Source organism: Herbidospora sakaeratensis (genome assembly GCF_001570525.1).
Taxonomy (GTDB): Bacteria; Actinomycetota; Actinomycetes; order Streptosporangiales; family Streptosporangiaceae; genus Herbidospora; species Herbidospora sakaeratensis.
This window is the reverse complement of the sequence record NZ_BBXC01000010.1, coordinates 598940-618038: the sequence shown is the minus strand read 5'-3', so window position 1 is coordinate 618038 and position 19099 is coordinate 598940. Positions and strand designations below refer to the sequence as shown.

Here is a 19099-nt window from a genome sequence, read left to right as displayed (position 1 = left end):
TCCTAGTAGCCGAAGACGCGGTCGACGGCTTCGAGGATGCGGTCGAGGTCGGGCAGGTAGTGGTCTTCCAGCCGCGACGGCGGATAGGGCGTGGAGAACCCGCCCACCCGCAGGACCGGCGCCTCGAGCCGGTAGAAGCACTGCTCGGTCACCCGCGCCGCGATCTCGCCGCCGAGGCCGCTGAAGATCGGCGCCTCGTGGACGACCACGCACCGGCCGGTGCGCTCGACGGCCTCGCGTACGACGGGCATGTCGAGCGGGTTGAGGGAGCGCAGGTCGACGACGCCGATCGATCGCCCGTCTTCTTCGGCCGCCGCGGCGGCCTCCAGGCAGGTCTTCACCATGGGGCCGTAGGCGACCAGGGTGACGTCGTCGCCCTCGCGGACCACGCGGGCCCGGTCGAGCGGCAGGCCGGGGGCGCCGAACTCGACGTCGGCCTTGTCCCAGTAGCGGCGCTTGGGCTCGAAGAACACCACGGGGTCGTCGCAGCGCACCGCGTCTTGGATCATGGTGTAGGCGTCGACGGGGTTGGAGCAGGCCACCACGCGCAGGCCGGCCGTGTGGGTGAAGTAGGCCTCGGGGGACTCGCTGTGGTGCTCGACCGCGCCGATGCCGCCGCCGAAGGGGATGCGTACGACCACGGGGAGTTTGATCTTGCCCAGGGAGCGCAGCGGCATCTTGGCGAGCTGGGTGATGATCTGGTCGGCGGCCGGGAAGACGAAGCCGTCGAACTGGATCTCGCAAACCGGGCGGTAGCCGCGCAGCGCCAGGCCGATCGCGGTGCCGATGATGCCCGACTCGGCGAGCGGGGTGTCGATGACCCGGTCTTCACCGAAGTCCTTCTGCAGGCCGTCGGTGACCCGGAACACGCCGCCGAGCTTGCCGACGTCCTCGCCCATGACGAGCACCTTCGAGTCGGCGTCCATCGCCGCGCGAAGCCCCTCGTTGAGGGCCTTCGCCAAGGTCAGAGTGGTCACTGGGCCCCCTCGAAGCCGGCCAGGTAGGTCGTGAACTGCTCGCGCTCCTCGGCGAGGAGGGCGTGGGGCTCGGCGTAGACGTGGTCGAACATCGCGCCGGGCTGGGGGTCGGGGAGGGCGAGGCAGCGGGCCCGCAGGTCCTTGCCGAGCTGGTCGGCCTCGGCGTCGATCTTGTCGAAGAACTCCTGGTCGGCCAGCTGGTTCTTGAACAGGTAGGCCTTCACGCGCTCGATCGGGTCTTTGAGCTTCCACGCCTCCAGCTCGTCGGCGACCCGGTAGCGCGTGGGGTCGTCGGAGGTGGTGTGGGCGCCCATGCGGTAGGTGAACGCCTCAACCAGGGTCGGGCCGTTGCCCTCGCGCGCGTTGCGCAGCGCCGCCCGGGTGACCGCGAGGCAGGCGAAGACGTCGTTGCCGTCGACCCGGATGCCGGGGAAGCCGAAACCGCTGGCCCGCTTGTAGAGGGGGATCTTCGACTGCTTCTCCAGCGGCTCGGAGATGGCCCACTGGTTGTTCTGGCAGAAGAACACGACCGGCGCGTTGAAGACCGATGCCCAGATGAACGCCTCGTTCACGTCACCCTGGGAGGTGGCGCCGTCGCCGAAGTAGACGATGGTGGCGGCCTCGGCGCCGTCGCGCTGGATGCCCATGGCGTAGCCGACCGAGTGGAGGGTCTGCGAGCCGATGACGATCGTGTAGAGGTGGAAGTTGTGCTCGTAGGGGTCCCACCCGCCGTGGTTGACGCCGCGGAACAGGCCGAGCAGGTGGAGCGGGTCGACCCCGCGGCACCAGGCGACGCCGTGTTCGCGGTAGGTGGGGAAGGCCATGTCGGCGTCGGTGAGCGCGCGGCCCGATCCGACCTGGGCCGCCTCCTGCCCGAGCAGCGAGGCCCACAACCCGAGTTCGCCCTGCCGCTGGAGGGCGACCGCTTCCAGGTCGACCCGGCGCACGAGGACGAGGTCGCGGTAGAGCGACCGGATCTCCTCGGCCGTCAGGTCGATGTCATAGTCGGGATGCTCGACCCGCTCACCTTCGGGTGTGAGGAGCTGGACGAGTTCCGGGGGTGCCGTAGGGGCAGTCATGTGCCACTCCTGCGTTCGGGGCCGTACATGAATGGGGTCTCCATCACGCTTTGGCCAGGTCTAGACGCTTTCGTCCCGATTGGTGGTGGAACGTCCGCGCATGCGGACATAGTGGCAGACATCACTGTCGGCCTCCACACCCTGCTCCACACCTTTCCGGTTCCCCTCCGACCTGCCGCCACACCATCCACAGCCTGTGGATAAGCTTGTCGCGCTCACTCCATCCCCGAGCTCCGTCCCCAAACAGGAGGCACCCCAAGTGGCGCGCGTGATCGTCGATGTCATGCTCAAGCCGGAGATCCTCGACCCACAGGGTCAGGCCATCGCCCGCGCGCTCCCCCGGCTGGGGTTCTCGGGCGTCGCCGACGTCCGTCAGGGCAAGCGTTTCGAGGTCGAAGTCGACGGCCCGGCCGACGACGCGGCGATCGCCGAGGTCAGGAAGATGGCCGAAACTCTGCTGGCCAACACGGTGATCGAAGACTTCGTCGTCCGCGTCGAGGGGTAAAACAGCACATTCCCGTCGGCCCGAACTACGCAAAGCGCCATAAAGGCCTCATCTGTCATCCGTAAACCGGTCTCCTGGACAACCTAAATAACAAGAGCGTCATTTTGCGGTTAGCCCTCATCACACAGGGAAGCTCTGCTTAGGTACCTACGACGACCGGGGAGGGAACCCCGTGGACATCGAGTTCTCGCTCGCTTTGCCAAGGGATGCGGTCGGCATCCCGATGGTCCGTCGCGTGATCGGAGACGCCCTTCGTTCACTCGGCGTGACGGAGGACTGTGTGTCCGACATCCTCCTCGCCACCTCCGAGGCGTGCGCCAACGCGGTGCGGCACGGCGGGCCTTCGGCCCGCTACCAGGTCGAAGCGGCTATAGACGACGGCCGCTGCGAGCTCCGTGTGGTAGACGGCGGTCGCGGGCTCACCGCGATCCCGCAGCGCTACCCCTCAGGCGAGGTCGAGAACGGACGCGGCATCCTCATCATGCAGGCCGTCGTCGATGAGATCTCCTTCGACATCACTCCTGGCAGCGGCACCACCGTGCGCCTCTGCAAGGAACTCGACTGGGATCACGACGCCATCGCCCTATCCATGGCCAAAGACCGCGAACTGGCTGCTGTCTGACCCGCGTTAACCCATCCCACGTGGTCCGATAACCTGAGGCGTACCGCCAGAGACCGCCGGACAAGAGCCGGAGGCTTCGCGTGCGCATTGGAGGATCTCGGACCATGCGGGTGGGCGTCGTCACCTTTCCCGGAACACTCGACGACCAGGACGCGGCGCGGGCGCTGCGGCTGGCCGGTGCCGAGGCCGTGCCCCTGTGGCACGCCGACCACGACCTCAAGGGGGTGGACGCGGTCTTCCTCCCCGGCGGGTTCTCCTACGGCGACTACCTCCGGTGCGGGGCCATCTCCCGGTTCGCGCCCCTGATGACCGAACTCGTGCCCGCCGCGAAGGCGGGACTGCCGGTGCTGGGCACCTGCAACGGCTTCCAGATCCTCTGCGAGGCCCACCTGCTGCCCGGCGCCCTGGTCCGCAACGCGGGCCTCCACTACGTCTGCCGCGACCAGCGAATCAGGGTCGACAACGCCTCGACCGCCTGGACGACCGACTTCGCCGAAGGCCAGGAGATCACCCTCCCGGTCAAGCACGGCGAGGGCCGCTACGTCGCCGACGCCGAGACGCTGGCCGAGCTCGAAGCCTCGGGCCGGGTCGTGTTCCGCTACGCCGGCTCCAACCCCAACGGCTCGCTCAACGACATCGCCGGCATCACCAACGAGGCCGGCAACGTCGTGGGCCTGATGCCCCACCCCGAGCACGCCGTCGAGGAGCTGACCGGCGCCCCCGGCGTCGACGGGCGCGGCTTCTTCTCCTCGATCGTCCGGAAGCTGGTGAACGCGTGAGCGCTTCTCAGGAACATCGCATGCCGACTTCTGCGATGTCGGTCGACACCGTCAAGCGGGCCGCGCAGACCCCCGACGAGCGCATGCCGTTCGCCGAGCTCGGCATGAAGCAGGACGAGTACGACCGCGTGGTGACCATCCTCGGCCGCCGCCCGACCGGCTCTGAGCTGGCCATCTACTCGGTCATGTGGAGCGAGCACTGCTCCTACAAGTCGTCCAAGGTGCACCTGCGCCAGTTCGGCACCAAGGCCCCCAAGTCCGAGGCGCTGCTGGTCGGCATGGGTGAGAACGCGGGCGTCGTCGACATCGGCGACGGCTGGGCGGCCACCTTCAAGATCGAGTCGCACAACCACCCCTCCTACGTGGAGCCCCACCAGGGCGCGGCCACCGGGGTCGGCGGCATCGTCCGCGACATCATGTCGATGGGCGCCCGGCCGGTCGCGGTGATGGACTCGCTGCGGTTCGGCGGCCTCGACCAGGGCGACACCCGCCGGGTGCTGCCGGGCGTGGTCGAGGGCATCTCCCACTACGGCAACTGCCTGGGCCTGCCCAACATCGGCGGCGAGGTCGTCTTCGACCCCTGCTACATCGGCAACCCGCTGGTCAACGCGCTGTGCGTGGGCCTGCTGCGGAAAGACCAGATCAAGCTGGCCACCGCCCCCGGGCCGGGCAACAAGGTCATCCTGTTCGGCGCCCGGACCGGCGCCGACGGCATCGGCGGCGCCTCGGTGCTCGCCTCGGCGACCTTCGAGGACGAGTCGCAGGCCAAGCGGCCGGCCGTCCAGGTCGGCGACCCGTTCATGGAGAAGCTGCTGATCGAGTGCTGCCTGGAGCTCTACCAGGCCGACGTGGTCGTCGGCATCCAGGACCTCGGCGCGGCCGGGGTGTCCTGCGCGACCACCGAGCTCGCGGCCAAGGGCACCGGCGGCATGAACGTCGACCTCAACCTCGTCCCGCTGCGCGACCCCACGCTGCGGCCCGAGGAGATCCTGATGAGCGAGTCGCAGGAACGCATGATGGCCGTGGTCACGCCCGGCGACATCGCCGCGTTCCTGGCGATCTGCGAGAAGTGGGACGTGCCGGCGACCGTCATCGGCGAGGTGACCGACACCGGCCGCCTGGTCATGACGTGGGACGGCGAAGTGATCGTCGACATCCCGCCGGGCACCGCCGCCGACGACGGCCCCGTCTACGAGCGGCCCTTCCACGAGCCGCTGGGCCAGCACGACCTCAACCTCGACACCCCCGACTCGCTGGAACGGCCGTCCGACCTGCGGACCACCCTGCTCCAGCTGATCGCGTCGGCGAACCTCTCGTCGCGCGAGTGGGTGACCTCGCAGTACGACCGCTACGTGCGCGGCAACACCGTGCTCGCCCAGCCGGCCGACGCCGGCCTGCTGCGGGTCAGCGAGGTCATGCCGGGCGCCGAGGAGACCACCCGGGGCATCGCCCTGGCGACCGACGGCAACGGGCGTTACGCCAAGCTCGACCCCTACGCGGGCGCGCAGCTGGCGCTGTCGGAGGCCTACCGGAACGTGGCCGTGACCGGGGCGACCCCGCTCGCGGTGACCAACTGCCTCAACTTCGGCTCACCCGAAGACCCCGAGGTCATGTGGCAGTTCGCCGAGGCCGTGCGCGGCCTGGCCGACGCGTGCAAGACCCTGGGCGTGCCGGTGACCGGCGGCAACGTGTCGTTCTACAACCAGACCGGTTCGGCCGCGATCAACCCGACGCCCGTGGTGGGCGTGCTGGGCGTGATCGACGACGTCGCCAAGCGCGTGCGGTCGGGCTTCCCCGCCGCCGGGCTGCGGGTGGTGCTGCTGGGCGCGACCTACGACGAGTTCGGCGGGTCTGAGTGGGCCCACGTCGCCCACGACCACCTGGGCGGGCTGCCGCCCCGGGTGAACCTGGAGGCCGAGCGCGACCTGGCGGCCGTGCTCACCGAGGCGTCCAAGCAGGGCCTGCTCGAAGGGTCCCACGACCTGTCCGACGGCGGTCTGGGCATCGCGCTCGCCGAAGCCTGCCTGGCCCAGGGGGTCGGCGCGACCGTCTCCCTGCCCGGCGGCGACGCGTTCGTCGACCTGTTCTCCGAGTCGGCGGCGCGGGCGCTGGTCTGCCTCAAGCCGGAGAACTTCGAGACGCTGACCGACCTGTGCGCCCGCCTCGACGTGCCCTGCTACGGCCTGGGCGAGACCGGCGGCGACAGCCTGGTCGTCGAGGGCGTGCTGGAGGCCACGGTCGCCGAACTGCGCATGTCCCACGAGGCCACGCTTCCGGGCGTGTTCGGCTGACCTTTTCGTACCCGGAAAAAGAGCCCCTCCGGCGCCGGAATCCAGCGCGCGGCTCTGTCTTGAGCACGTCGTACAACTGAAAAAGAGCCCCTCCGGCGCCGGAATCCAGCGCGCGGCTCTGTCTTGAGCACGTCGTACAACTGAAAAAGAGCCCCTCCGGCGCCGATCCGGAGGGGCTCTGTCATGTGTACGAGCATCGAGGCCCCCACGACCCCAACGCCTGTTACATCAGGTGACAGAGAGATAGACGAGCCAGGTGTGCCGTTGGATGTCAGCGGAACATCACGTCTTCGCATCGGTGAACGCGTATTAATCCCTGGTATGGCCTCTTCGCGTTGGCCGCGCTCCCAGGCACAGGAATAATCAGCACCGTTCGGGAGGAACCCGCACTTCAAGCCCAAGGCTGACCTCCGGAGGATCTCCGTGGCCTCGAACGACCAAGACCCCTTCCTGCCGCCGGCGACGCAGCCGGTGCGAGGGGTCGTCTGGTTCATTCACATGATCGTGCCGATGCTGGGCCTGTGGTTGCTGCTGGCCCACCCGGTGGACGAGGACCCGCACACGGTCGACCTCGACCACGTCTGGCAGCACAACCCGAGCCACTTCTGGCTGGTCCTGGTCGTCGCCGGGATCAACCTGGTGCTCGGCGTGCTGATCAGCCAGGCGTCGGCGCGGCGCAGGGACGCCCGGCTGCTCCTGGTGTCGCTGGTCTTCCTGAGCAGCGCGGGGTTCTTCACCCTCCACGCGCTGAGCACCCCGGCCGTCATCCTCCCGGGCGCGACGGTCGGATTCGACCTGGCCCACCCGGTCGGCCTGATGATCGCCTCGGTGTTCGCCTTCCTCTCGGGCCTGCCGCTGAACGACCGGCAGGGCGAGACGGTGCTCAAGCTCCAGCTTCCGCTGCGCATCGCGGTGGGCGTGCTGCTGGTCGCCTGGGGCGTCGCGTCGCTGGTGCCGGGCCTGACGCCGCTGACCGACAAGCTCCCGCCCGGCGGCATCGGCCTCGGTTTCTGGGGGCTGATCGGGGTCTTCCTGTACGTCGCCGCCGCCGTCATGATGTTCCGCCTGCACCGCAAGCGGCCGGCCGCCGTGCTGATCTCCCTGATCACCGCCTACGCGCTGCTGGCTGAAGTGATGATCGCCGGGATCGAGCACCGGAACTGGGCCCTGTCGTGGTGGCTCTGGCACGTGCTGCTGACGCTGGCGTTCTTCTTCGTGGCCTACTCGGCCTACATCCAGTTCCGGCGTGAGGGGTCGAGCAGCGGCCTGTTCGACGCGGTCACCCTGTCGGCGACCGCCCGGCGCATCCAGGCCCAGTACGAAGAGGCCCTGGAGGAGCTCGTCTCCCACCTGCGCCGCCGGACCGAGTCGGGGGTGCCGGTCGCGACGCGGCTGGCCGGGCGGTTCAAGCTGACCGAGGGCCAGGCGGCGGTGCTCGACCGGGCCGGCGCGGCGCTGGCGAACGAGCGGGAGTTGTCCGAGCGGCTGGGCGCGCTCGTCGAGGTCGGCGGCCGGGCCCGGGTCGGGCTGCCGGAGTCGGAGCTGCTGTCGGAGTCGCTGCGGCGGGTGCGGGAGGCGTACGGGGACGTGCGGGTGAGCGTCATGAACGACGGCGCGCTGACCCCGCTCGGCCCGCGCGGCGCGCCCACGCTGACCACCCGGGAGATGGCCACGCTGACGAGCGGGTCGCCGATCGAGATGTCCGGTTCGGTGGTCCACCCGCTGACCGTGAAGGGCCACCTGGCGGGCGCGCTGGCCGTCCCGGTCGGCCAGACCTCCCAGGACGCCGCCCTGGCCGCCACCCTGGCCACCCAGCTCTCCATCAGCCTGGAGAACGCCCGGCTGTACGCCGAGCTGGAGACCCTCTTCCGCGCGTACATGTCCCCCGACGTCGCCAAGAGCCTGCTGGCCGACCCGAACAAGGCCGCGCTCGGCGGTTCGCTGACCGAGGTCACCGCCCTCTTCGCCGACCTGCGCGGATTCACCACGTTCTCCGAGAAGGTCGCGCCGGGCGAGATCGTCGACATGCTGAACCGCTTCCACACCGCGGCGGTGCCGTGCATCCTCGGCAACGGGGGCACGATCGTGCAGTTCGTCGGCGACGCCCTGCTGGCCCTGTTCAACGCCCCCGCGCCGCAGGCCGACCACGCGCGGCGGGCCGCGCAGGCGGGCCTGGAGATGCAGCGGGCGGCGGCCCGGGTGTCGGCCGAGGTGCTGCGCGAGCAGGAGGCCGGGTTGTTGTCGGAGGTCGAGTGGCCCAAGTTCCGGGTCGGCGTCAACACCGGGCAGGCGCTGGTCGGCAACATCGGCAGCCCCGAGTTCCGCGGCTTCAACGCGATGGGCGACGCGGTCAACGTCGCGGCCCGGCTCCAGGCGCTGGCCGAGCCCGGGTCGGTGGTGATCGGCCAGTCGACCTACGACCTGCTCGGCCGGGCCGACGTCGTCTCGCTGGGCGACCTGTCGCTCAAGGGCAAGGACAACACCGTGCACGCCTACGTCCTGCGGGGCGTGGAGATCGATTTTACGAACGACCATGATTGACCCAAAACTGGACGACATGAAATCACCGGAGCCAGGAGAGTTCCTGGCCCTCCTCACCGCCGAGGAGATCGCCGACCTCCGGGCCGCCGGGCGGCCCCGGCAGTGGGAGCGCGGCGAGACCGTCATGACCGAGGGCGACACCAACGACTGGGTGATCGTGCTGACCTCGGGGCGGGTGAAGGTGTCGTCCCACACGGCGGGCGGCACCGAGGTCGTCCTCGCGGTACGCGGGCCCGGCGCCCTGCTGGGCGACATGTCGGCCGTCGACGGGGGCCCGCGCTCGGGCACCGTCACCGCGCTGGAGCCCATCGAGGCCATCGTGGTCCGCGACTTCGCGGCGTTCCTGCGCGAGCACGGCCGCATCGCCGTCCTGCTGCTCCAGCTCATCACCGGCCGGCTGCGCGACGCCGACCGCAAGCGGGTCGAATACGGCGCGTTCGACACCACCGGCCGGGTCGCCACCCGCCTGGTCGAGCTGGCCGAACGCTACGGCGAGCAGACCCCTGGGGGCGTGAGAGTCATGCTGCCGCTCTCCCAGGACGAACTGGCAGGCTGGACCGGCGCGTCGCGCGAGGCCGTCAGCAAGGCTCTCAGGAGCCTGCGCGACCGGGGCCTGATCGAGACCGGCCGCCGCCGCGTGATCATCTACGACCTGGACGGGCTGCGCAAGAGAGCGCGGTGAGATACGCCTGGCGGGTCTGCCTGGTCACCAGCCTCGGGCTGATCCTCATCGGCATGTCGGGCAGCACGCTGAACGTCGCGTTACCCGTCGTCGTCCGGCACTTCCACGCCTCGCCGTTCGCGTCGAACTGGATCCTGCTGTCGTTCATGCTGGTAAACACCGCGACGCTGGTGTTCTTCGGCCGGGTGGCCGACCTGCTGGGGCGGCGCGGGGTCTACCTGACCGGGTTCGCCATCTTCACCGCCGCCTCGGCGCTGGCGGGGCTGGCCCCCGACGTGGGCGTGCTGATCGCGATGCGGGCGCTGCAGGCGATCGGGGCCTCGATGATCCTGGCCAACGGCACGGTCATCATCACCGACGCCTTCCCGCCCGACCGGCTCGGCCAGGGCATGGGCGTCTACATCGGCACGCTCTCGATCGCGCAGCTGGCCGGGCCGACGGTGGGCGGGCTGATCGCCGACACGCTGGGCTGGCGGTGGATCTTCTGGGTGAACGTGCCGGCCGGGCTGCTGGCGCTGGTCGCCGGGCTGCTCATCCTGCGGCCGGGGTCCCCGCGCCGGCGGGCGCCGATCGACGCCGCCGGGAACCTGGTGATCTTCGCGCTGCTGTCGGCCGCGCTCTACGCGGTGACCGAGGGCTCGCTGGCCGGCCTCGCGGTCGCGGCGGCGCTGGCGCCGGTGTTGTTCGTGGTGGAACGCCGGGCGCCCGACCCGATCCTGAACGGCGCCCTGTTCGGGGCGCCGTTGCTGGTGTTCTCCAACCTGGCCGCGTTCTGCGCCGCGCTGGCCCGCTCGTCGCTGATCCTGCTGGCGGGGCTCTACTTCCAGGCGGCGCGCGGGGTCGACGCGCTCCAGGCCGGGCTGGCGATCCTGCCGGTGCCGGCCGGCATGGCGCTCGCCTCGCCCCTGGCCGGGGCGCTGGCGCGGCGGCTGGGGGCCTACGCGGTGTCGGTGGGCGGGGCGGTGCTCGCGGCGGCCGGGCTGGCGGTGCTGGCGCTGTCGACCGAGGCGTCCTATCCGGTGATCGCGGCCGGGCTGTTCCTGGCCGGATGCGGGAACGGGACCTTCCTCACGGGCAACACCACGCAGATCATGAACGTGCTGCCGGCGGGCAGCCTCGGGGTGGTCAACGGGTTCCGGCTGACGATCCAGAACGTCGGCACCTCGCTCAGCGTGGCGACCACGCTGACCCTGCTGACCGGGGCGGTGACGCCGGAGATCCGGGCGCAGGTCTACCAGGCGACGCTGGCGCGGTTGTCGCCCTCGGCGGTGGAGCAGCTGATGGGGGGCTTCCGGCTGACGTACACGGCGCTGTTCTGCGTCAGTCTGGCCGGAGCGTTGTGCGCCGCGCTCGCGCGGCCATCGTCTCGACCCCGGCCATGAGCAGGTCGACGCCGTAGGCGTAGTAGGCGGCCACGTCGGTCTCGTCTTCCCAGGTCTTGGCGAACTCCATCAGCAGCGGGAACCGCTCGGCCGACAGGTTCTCCAGTTCCAGGCGCTTGCGCCGCCGCCATTCGCGCGCCTCGGCGGGGCTGAGCGGCGTCGGGCACACCGGCGCGCCGCCGACCAGGCCGATCACGCCCGCCAGCAGGTAGGACGAGACCAGGAAGCCCTCCTGGACGGTGAAGCCGCCCCGCCGGAGCAGTTCGAGGGCCATGTTGGTGGCGACGTTGAAGCTGTCGACGCGGTGCTTGTCGACGGTGTGGAGCAGGGTGGCCAGCGCCGGGTGCCGGTCGAGCAGCACGACCAGGCGCTCGACCACCCCCCTGACCTGCACGTGCCACTCGGGCTCGTCGGTGACGTCGGCGAGGATCTGCGCCAGCAGATGGTCGGCCACGCCCGCGAGCAGTTCGTCCTTGTTCTTGAAATGCCAGTAGAGGGCCATCGGCGTGACGCCGAGCTCCTGGGCGAGCCGCCGCACGGTGACGGTCTCGAGCCCCTCGGCGTCGATCAGGTCGATGGCCCGTTCGACGACTGATTCACGGCTCAGCTTCTCGGGTGCCACTTGACAACTATACGACGTACAAGCTGAGCTATGCACTGTACATGTACGCCGTACAAGTACTCCGTATAGGGGGCCTGGGAAATGCGATCAAGATGGTGGGTGCTCGCGGCCGTGTCGCTGGCGACCTTCATGACTTACCTCGACAACAACGTGGTCAACGTCGCCCTGCCGACGATCGAGCAGGACCTGGGGCTGACGCTCGCCGGGCTCGAATGGATCGTGAGCGGCTACATCCTGGCCTTCGCCGGGCTCCTGCTCGCCGGTGGACGGCTGGCCGACGTCTTCGGCCTGCGGGTCATGTTCTTCATCGGGCTGGCCGTGTTCACCGCCTCCTCGGTCGCCGCCGGGCTGGCCGGGTCGCAGGAGACGCTGATCGCCGCGCGGGTCGTGCAGGGAATCGGCGCGGCCCTGGTGACGCCCACGTCGCTGGCGCTGATCAGGGCCACCTTCGTCGACGCGCGCGAACGCGCCACGGCCGTGGGCATCTGGGGCGCGGTCTCCGCGCTGGCGCTGGCCGTCGGGCCGCTGACCGGCGGCGTGCTCAGCGAGAACATCAGCTGGGGCTGGATCTTCCTGATCAACCTGCCCATCGGCGTCGCCGTGGCCGTGATCGCCGCGGTCGCGCTGCCCGCCAGCGTGCGCGCCCGAGGGGTCCGCATCGACGTGCCGGGCGTGCTCAGCTCCTCGCTCGCGCTGTTCGCGCTGACCTTCGCGCTCATCGAGGGCGAGGGCGAGGGCTGGACCTCCGGGCTGATCCTGGGCTCGTTCGCGCTGGCCGCCGTCGCGTTCGCGGCGTTCCTGGTGATCGAGTCGCGCAGCCGCCAGCCCATGATCGACCTGCGCCTGTTCCGCTCACGCGTGTTCAGCGGCGGCCTGCTGTCGATGGGCCTGTGGGCGTTCGGCGTGTTCGGGATCTACTTCTTCACCGCGATCTACCTGCAGAGCGCGCTCGGCTTCAGCCCGACCGAGGCCGGGGCCGGCTTCGTGCCGATGGCGCTGCTCATGGCGGCCGTCGCGGTCTTCTCACCGCAGCTGGCCCGGCGCATCGGCACCGGCCCCTCGGTCGCCGCCGGCCTGGCCCTGATGGTCGTCGCGATGGCGGGCCTGTCGAGCACCGGCGCCGGCTCGGGCTACCTCGACCTGCTGCCCTGGTTCCTGCTCTTCGGCGCGGGCGGCGGCATGCTCGTGCCGCTCACCGACGTGATCATCGGCGCGGTGCCCGCCGGCCGGGCCGGGATCGCCTCTGGGACGCTCAACGTCTCCCGCGAGGTCTTCGGGCTGCTCGGGATCACCATCCTGGGCGCGATCCTGAACGCCCGGCAGACCGCCCCGACGATGGCCGCGTTCCTGGACGCCTACCAGTTCACGCTGCTCATCGCCGCGGCGATCGTGCTGATCGGGGTCCCGGTCGCCCTCTACGCCCTCCGCAAGGACCGGACCGCCGAGACGACGGTCACCGAGGACGAACGAGACCCCGCGCTGGTCTAGCTGCCGATCTTCCTGCCCTGCTTGTGCCAGGCCACCACGACCGACGGACGGGGCTGCGAGGTCCCGCCGTCGGGGAAGTGGGAGATCGGGGCGGCCGGCGAGGCGCCGGTGCCCTCACCCGGGTGCTGCACGGCGACGAAGACCGACTTCTGGTCCTCCGACACCATCGGACCGCAGCACTCGGCGCCCTTGGGCATGGTGAGGAACTGACGCACGTGGCCCTTGTCCTTGCCGCGGACCGGCACGGCGAACAGGCCGTCGTGGGTCCCCAGGGCGTTGCCGTCGGTGGAGATCCACAGGTTGCCGTCGTTGTCGAAGGCCACGTTGTCGGGGCAGGAGATCGGCGAGACCTTGGTCTTGTCGAAGCCGCCGAAGTAGGTGCCCGGGTCGGTGGGGTCGCCGCAGACCAGCGGCAGGTTCCACGCGAAGGTGGTCGCGCCGGCGTCGTCGCGGTTCTCGGCGATCTCGAGGATGTGGCCGTGCCGGTTGTTGAAGCGCGGGTTGGCCTCGTCGACGACCTGGCTGGGCAGGGTGCGCGCGGTGTTGTTGGTCAGGGCGACGAACACGGTGCCGGTGACCGGGTTGCGCTCCATGTCCTCGGGACGGTCCATCTTGGTCGCGCCGACCTTGTCGGCGGCCAGGCGGGTGAAGACCAGGACCTGCTCGTAGGTCATGCCGTCGACGTAGGACTTGGTGCCGCTGACCAGCGGGATCCACTTGCCGACGCCGTCGAACGCCTTGTCGGAGGGCAGCTTGCCGGTGCCGTCGATCTCGGCGGCCGGGCTGTCGCCGGTGAACTTGGCGACGTACAGGGTGCCGTTGTCGAGCAGCGTGCGGTTGTGCCGGTCGTTGCCCGGGATGTAGCGGTCACGCGAGACGAACTTGTAGATGTACTCGAACCGCGAGTCGTCGCCCATGTACGCGACCAGACGGCCGTCGCGGCTGATCGTCGTGGTGGCCGCCTCGTGGGCCATGCGGCCGAGGGCGGTGCGCTTGATCGGGGTGCCGGTCGGGTCGGTCGGGTCGATCTCGACGATCCAGCCGAAGCGGTTGGCCTCGTTGGGGTGCTTGCCCAGGTCGAAACGCTCGTCGACGCGGTCCCAGCGACGACCGCCGAGGGCGGCGGGGAAGGCGTACCGGGTCAGGCCGGCCTGCGCTTCCGCGGGCGCCTTGGCGGCGTTCACGAAGTACTGGTTGAAGTTCTCCTCGGCGGTCAGCACGGTGCCCCACGGGGTGGTGCCGCCGGCGCAGTTGTTCAGCATGCCCTTGACGACGCGGCCGCTCGGGTCGGCGGCGGTCTTCAGGTAGCTGGAACCGGCGGCCGGGCCGGTGAACTTCATCGGGGTGTGGGCGGTGATGCGCCGGTTGTAACGGCGCGAGCCGGAGGTGACGAGCTCCCAGCGCCCGGAGTTGCCGCTCCGCTTGATCTCGACGACCGAGCCGCCGTGGGCGTTCATCGCGATGTTGATCTGCTCGGCGGTGGCGTTGTCGCCGTTGGTGTAGCCCCGGAACATCAGCTCTTCGTTGGTGTACTCGTGGTTCACCCACAGCAGGCCGCGGTCGCGGCCCAGCTGGAACAGCGTCACGAAGTCGCAGTTGTAGCCGAACTGCTTGGCCTGCGCCTCGGGCGTCTGGGCCTCGAAGTCGAAAGCCGGCGCGCCCGGGACGACCGGGTCGCCCCAGCGGACCACGACGGCGGCCTGGTAGCCGTTCGGCACCGTGACCTGGTCGTTGGTGTTCGGAGCAACCGGGGTGAAGGTCAGGCCGCCCTTGTAGGGGTGGGAGCCGCCGCTGTTCCAGTTGCCGCCCTTGTTCCACCAGTCGAGGGTGAACTTGTCGTCGGCGGCGGCGGGCGTCGCGGCGGCGGCGCCGACGGCCCCGGCCGACAGGACCAGCGCGCCCAGCGCACCGGCGCGCAGCGCGCCGCGGCGGGACATCTCGCTGACGATGTCGCCGAAGTAGGCGTTCTCACTCGTGTTGGGGACCTCGTGGAAACAGGCGTCGCCACAGCGGTATTTGCACGTCATGGCGCTGCGGCCGCCCGGGTGGGCCGGGGTCAGCAGCGGCAGGGATCGACGCGGTGACGGGTTCGTCACAGCTCCTCCAAAAAGGGTCGCGCGGGATCGAGGGAACGGCCCAGACGGCGCAGGTCCCCGCCCGGACCGTATTGTTGGCGGCCGAAGTGACGGTGAACATCATTCGCCTGGTCGGTGAACGATCCCCAGGGGTCACAATAGGCACATGCCGCCCCGCCGCCAGGATCCCGCGCGCGTTCGCGCAGCTCTCGATGCCCAGTTGGCAGATCTGGGCCTGCCGCCGTTCGACGGCCCCGACAATGCCGCGGGTCCCGCCGTGGTCTCGGCGGTGCTGGCGGCGTACGGCCGGGAGACGGCCCCTCAGCGGGAGGCGCTGGGCGCGGCCGTGCGGTACCTGCTGGAGGAGCTCGTGGCCAGGGCGCCCGGCCGGACCGTCGAGGTGCGGGTGCCGCCGTTCGCGGCCGTGCAGTGCGTCGAGGGCCCCCGGCACACCCGGGGCACCCCGCCCAACGTGGTCGAGACCGACCCCCGCACCTGGATCGCGCTCGCCACCGGCCGGGAGGGCTGGCCGGCGGCGGTGGCCGACGGGCGGGTCAGGGCGAGCGGCGGCCGGGCCGACCTGTCGCCCTACCTTCCGATCTTCTAGTAGCCGCCCTCCGAGACCGGCGCGTTGATCTTCCGCTGGACGCACTGCTGCGACGACTCCTGCGTCGGGTGCAGCCGGGTGTCGAAGCACTCCGCGAGGTTGTTCTTGTTGGCCCAGTTGACCACCACGCCGATGATGATCGCCCCGATCACCAGCGTCAGGATGCTCAGGATCAGGCCGACGACGGCGCGTCCCTTGTTCGACCGCTTCGCTATCGCGATGACGCCGACGATCACGCCGGCCACCGCCGCCAGCAGCCCGAGGCCGCAGACCAGCAGCAGCACGATCGCCAGGATGCCCAGCACCAGCGCGGCCGTGCCCAGCCCGCCCTTGGCGGGGGGCTTGTCGGCGTAGGGCGCCGACGGGTAGGGCGCCTGCGGGTAGGAGGTCGGCTGGTAGGGGGAGCCCGCCGGCGGTGTCCCATAAGGCGCCTGCGAAGGCGGCTGTCCCCCATAGGGCGGCGGTTCAGGCCGATTCTCCGGCTGGTGCTCCGGCCTGTTCTCCGGCCGGCCCGGGTCGGGCCCGAGAGAGCCGCCCGGGTGCTGTTGGGCGCTGAAGACGGCAGTGTCCTCGGCGTCCGGCGACGGCCTGCCCGGGGCCTGTTCGGGCGGAACGTCCCAGGGCATGCGCCGCTTGGGCTGGTCGTCCCTCGGCTCGTCAGGAGTGGTCATGTTCCTGTCACTTCCCCTGCGGGGCCGGGGGTACGGCGGCCGACACGGCAAAGCGCTGGTGATCGTTTCGCCGTGTTCAGGCCACCCGGGGGTCCGAGCAGCCAAGAGGCCGAAATAGACTCAAGCATGTGCTGAAGGGCGACGGCCATCTGAGCCATGACCTTGACCCCCTCGACCAAGGCCCGAAAGACGCCTGTGGCGTCTTCGGCGTCTGGGCTCCGGGGGAGGACGTCTCCAAACTCACCTACTACGGGCTGTACGCGTTGCAGCACCGCGGGCAGGAGTCCGCGGGCATCGCGGTCAGCGAGGGCAGCCGCATCCTCGTCTACAAAGACATGGGCCTGGTGGCCCAGGTCTTCGACGAGTCGATCCTCGGCACCCTCAAGGGACACCTGGCCATCGGCCACTGCCGCTACTCCACCACCGGTTCGAGTGTGTGGGAGAACGCGCAGCCCACACTGAGCTCGACCGACGTGGGCGGCCTCGCGCTGGCCCACAACGGCAACCTGATCAACACCGGCGAGCTCGCCGAGCGGGTGGCCCCCGGCACCACCAGGGCCACCACCGACACCGAGATCCTCACCGCCATCCTGGCCAAAGACCGCGACGAGCCGATCGACGACGCGGCGGCCCGCCTGCTCCCGGCGGTGCGCGGCGCCTACTCACTCGTCTTCATGGACGAGAAGACGCTCTACGCGGCCCGCGACCCCCAGGGCATCCGTCCGCTCGTCCTGGGCCGTCTGGAGCGCGGCTGGGTGGTGGCCTCCGAGACGGCGGCCCTCGACATCGTCGGCGCGACGTTCCTGCGCGAGGTCGAGCCCGGTGAGCTCCTCACCATCGACGAGCGCGGGGTCAAGTCGCAGCGGTTCGCGCCGGCCGACCCCAAGGGCTGCCTGTTCGAGTACGTCTACCTGGCCCGCCCCGACACCACGATCGCCGGGCGCGGCGTCCAGGCGACCCGGGTCGAGGTCGGCCGCCGGCTGGCCAGGGAACACCCGGTCGACGCCGACCTGGTGATCCCGACCCCCGAGTCGGGCACCCCGGCCGCGATCGGCTACGCCGAGCAGAGCGGCATCCCCTACGGCCAGGGCCTGGTGAAGAACTCCTACGTCGGCCGGACCTTCATCCAGCCGTCCCAGACGATCCGCCAGCTCGGCATCCGGCTGAAGCTGAACCCGCTGAAGGAGATCGTCCAGGGCAAGCGCCTGGTCGTGGTCGACGACACGATCGTGCGCGGCAACACCCAGCGGGCGATCGTGAAGATGTTGCGCGAGGCCGGGGCGACCGAGGTCCACGTGCGCATCTCGGCCCCGCCGGTGGCCTGGCCCTGCTTCTACGGCATCGACTTCGCCACCCGCGCCGAGCTGCTGGCCGGTTCGATGAACGTCGAGGAGATCCGCGAGCACCTGGGCGCCGACTCCCTCGGCTACATCTCGATGGAGGGCCTCACCGAGGCCACCACCATCCCGGCCCAGAAGCTCTGCCGGGCCTGCTTCGACGGCAGCTACCCCATCCCGATCGACCAGGACAAGGTCGGCAAGTACGTCCTGGAGGCCCGCGCATGACCTCGTACGCCGCCGCCGGTGTCGACATCGAGGCCGGTGACCGCGCCGTCGAGCTGATGAAGTCGAAGGTGGCCCGGTCCCGGCGTCCCGAGGTCGTCGACGACGCCAGCGGGTTCGCCGGCCTGTTCGACGTGTCGGCGCTGCTGAAGTTCCGCCGGCCGCTGCTGGCGACCTCGACCGACGGGGTCGGCACCAAGGTCATGCTGGCCTCCAAGCTCGGCAAGCACGACACGATCGGCATCGACCTGGTCGGCATGGTCGTCGACGACCTGGTGGTCTGCGGCGCCGAGCCGCTGTTCATGACCGACTACATCGCCTGCGGCAAGGTGGTGCCCGAGCGCATCGCCGAGATCGTCGGCGGCGTGGCCGAGGGCTGCCGCCAGGCCGGCTGCGCCCTGGTCGGCGGCGAGACCGCCGAACACCCGGGCGCGATGGGAGCCGACGAATACGACCTCGCGGGCGCCGGCACCGGCGTGGTCGAGGCCGACGAGCTCCTCGGCCCCGACCGGGTGCGCGCGGGTGACGTGGTTCTGGCCATGGCGTCATCCGGGGTCCACTCCAACGGCTACTCCCTGGTCCGCCACATCATCAAGACGGCAGGTCTCGATCTGGAGTCGCACGTCGCCGAGTTCGGCCGGACCCTGGGCGAGGAACTGCTCGAACCCACCCGGATCTACTCGCTCGACTGCCTGGCCCTGACCCGCCACGTGCCGGTGCGGGCCTACGCCCACATCACCGGCGGCGGCCTGACCGCCAACCTGGCCCGTTCGCTGCCCGGGAGTGTCGACGCCGTTCTCGACCGTTCGTCGTGGACGGTCCCGCCGGTCTTCACCGTCCTCGGCGAGGCCGGGAAGGTGCCGGGGGCCGAGCTCGACAAGACCTTCAACCTGGGCGTCGGCATGGCCGCGATCGTCCCGGCGGAAGACGCCGGCAAGGCGCTGGAACTGCTCGCCGGTCGCGGCGTGCCCTCCTGGGTGCTCGGCGAGATCGTGCCGGGCACGGGCGAAGCGCGATACCGCTGATCACCATGCGCGAAGAGCCCGGCGGCGGCCGCCGGGCTCGGGAAACACGAAAGGCCGCCTGGCGGTTGGTTGCCACCGGGCGGCGCTTTCGGTCTCGTATGGAAATGGCTGTATGCACTCCGGTCACCCGGAGCGCGGGACCCTCACGAGGTCGCGCGGAAAACACCCGGCGTGGCGAACCGCGCCGGGCG

At 70.3% G+C, this 19099-nt stretch carries 16 protein-coding genes; 11 read left to right on the top strand and 5 right to left on the bottom strand.

What is annotated here, in order from left to right; genetic code table 11:
* Positions 1-2 precede the first annotated feature (2 nt).
* Both AW271_RS15930 and pdhA read right to left on the bottom strand, forming a co-directional pair.
* Positions 3-977: an alpha-ketoacid dehydrogenase subunit beta gene (locus tag AW271_RS15930; RefSeq protein ID WP_083975284.1), complete on the bottom strand. Its 975-nt coding sequence runs from the start codon at positions 975-977 to the stop codon at positions 3-5.
* Positions 974-2056, bottom strand: a complete 1083-nt coding sequence (pdhA, locus tag AW271_RS15925) for a pyruvate dehydrogenase (acetyl-transferring) E1 component subunit alpha (RefSeq protein ID WP_062337469.1) — start codon at positions 2054-2056, stop codon at positions 974-976. The genes AW271_RS15930 and pdhA overlap by 4 nt, the downstream gene beginning before the upstream one ends.
* Before the next feature lie 259 nt (positions 2057-2315).
* On the opposite strand from pdhA, the gene purS reads away from it, so the two are divergent.
* The 7 genes from purS to AW271_RS15890 all read left to right on the top strand — a co-directional run bounded on the left by purS (position 2316) and on the right by AW271_RS15890 (position 10858).
* Positions 2316-2561 (top strand): phosphoribosylformylglycinamidine synthase subunit PurS, encoded by a 246-nt coding sequence (purS, locus tag AW271_RS15920; RefSeq protein WP_062337467.1) that lies wholly within the window; start codon positions 2316-2318, stop codon positions 2559-2561.
* A 172-nt stretch (positions 2562-2733) separates the two neighbouring features.
* Entirely contained in the window at positions 2734-3183 is a 450-nt protein-coding gene (locus AW271_RS15915) for an ATP-binding protein (RefSeq protein WP_030455088.1), read from the top strand.
* Positions 3184-3287: 104 nt separating this feature from the next.
* Positions 3288-3962: a phosphoribosylformylglycinamidine synthase subunit PurQ gene (purQ, locus tag AW271_RS15910; protein WP_062337465.1), complete on the top strand. Its 675-nt coding sequence runs from the start codon at positions 3288-3290 to the stop codon at positions 3960-3962.
* Positions 3963-3982: 20 nt separating this feature from the next.
* Positions 3983-6253 (top strand): phosphoribosylformylglycinamidine synthase subunit PurL, encoded by a 2271-nt coding sequence (purL, locus tag AW271_RS15905; protein ID WP_439648984.1) that lies wholly within the window; start codon positions 3983-3985, stop codon positions 6251-6253.
* A gap of 423 nt (positions 6254-6676) precedes the next feature.
* Positions 6677-8794, top strand: coding sequence for an adenylate/guanylate cyclase domain-containing protein (locus AW271_RS15900; RefSeq protein WP_245653067.1), 2118 nt, complete (start codon positions 6677-6679; stop codon positions 8792-8794).
* Positions 8795-8810: 16 nt separating this feature from the next.
* Positions 8811-9476 (top strand): Crp/Fnr family transcriptional regulator, encoded by a 666-nt coding sequence (locus AW271_RS15895; protein ID WP_062337460.1) that lies wholly within the window; start codon positions 8811-8813, stop codon positions 9474-9476.
* Entirely contained in the window at positions 9473-10858 is a 1386-nt protein-coding gene (locus AW271_RS15890; protein WP_062337458.1) for an MFS transporter, read from the top strand. The genes AW271_RS15895 and AW271_RS15890 overlap by 4 nt, the downstream gene beginning before the upstream one ends.
* Here the strand turns inward: AW271_RS15890 and AW271_RS42860 are convergent.
* The gene (locus AW271_RS42860) at positions 10797-11480 is read right to left on the bottom strand and encodes a TetR/AcrR family transcriptional regulator (protein WP_063817993.1); all 684 of its coding nucleotides are present in this window, start codon (positions 11478-11480) and stop codon (positions 10797-10799) included. The two genes, AW271_RS15890 and AW271_RS42860, sit on opposite strands and share 62 nt — an antisense overlap.
* Before the next feature lie 81 nt (positions 11481-11561).
* Between AW271_RS42860 and AW271_RS15880 the strand changes: the two genes are divergently transcribed.
* Positions 11562-12968, top strand: coding sequence for an MFS transporter (locus tag AW271_RS15880; RefSeq protein WP_062337455.1), 1407 nt, complete (start codon positions 11562-11564; stop codon positions 12966-12968).
* Here the strand turns inward: AW271_RS15880 and AW271_RS15875 are convergent.
* Positions 12965-15064: a PhoX family protein gene (locus tag AW271_RS15875; protein WP_062337453.1), complete on the bottom strand. Its 2100-nt coding sequence runs from the start codon at positions 15062-15064 to the stop codon at positions 12965-12967. The two genes, AW271_RS15880 and AW271_RS15875, sit on opposite strands and share 4 nt — an antisense overlap.
* A 145-nt stretch (positions 15065-15209) precedes the next feature.
* Between AW271_RS15875 and AW271_RS15870 the strand changes: the two genes are divergently transcribed.
* Entirely contained in the window at positions 15210-15650 is a 441-nt protein-coding gene (locus AW271_RS15870; RefSeq protein ID WP_062337451.1) for a sterol carrier family protein, read from the top strand.
* Here AW271_RS15870 and AW271_RS39725 read toward each other — a convergent pair.
* Complete coding sequence (locus AW271_RS39725; protein WP_157554217.1) at positions 15647-16321, bottom strand: DUF4190 domain-containing protein; 675 nt, start codon at positions 16319-16321, stop codon at positions 15647-15649. The genes AW271_RS15870 and AW271_RS39725 overlap by 4 nt on opposite strands.
* Before the next feature lie 128 nt (positions 16322-16449).
* On the opposite strand from AW271_RS39725, the gene purF reads away from it, so the two are divergent.
* Complete coding sequence (gene purF / locus AW271_RS15860; protein ID WP_062337448.1) at positions 16450-17886, top strand: amidophosphoribosyltransferase; 1437 nt, start codon at positions 16450-16452, stop codon at positions 17884-17886.
* Positions 17883-18908, top strand: coding sequence for a phosphoribosylformylglycinamidine cyclo-ligase (gene purM / locus AW271_RS15855; RefSeq protein ID WP_062337446.1), 1026 nt, complete (start codon positions 17883-17885; stop codon positions 18906-18908). The genes purF and purM overlap by 4 nt, the downstream gene beginning before the upstream one ends.
* Positions 18909-19099 lie beyond the last annotated feature (191 nt).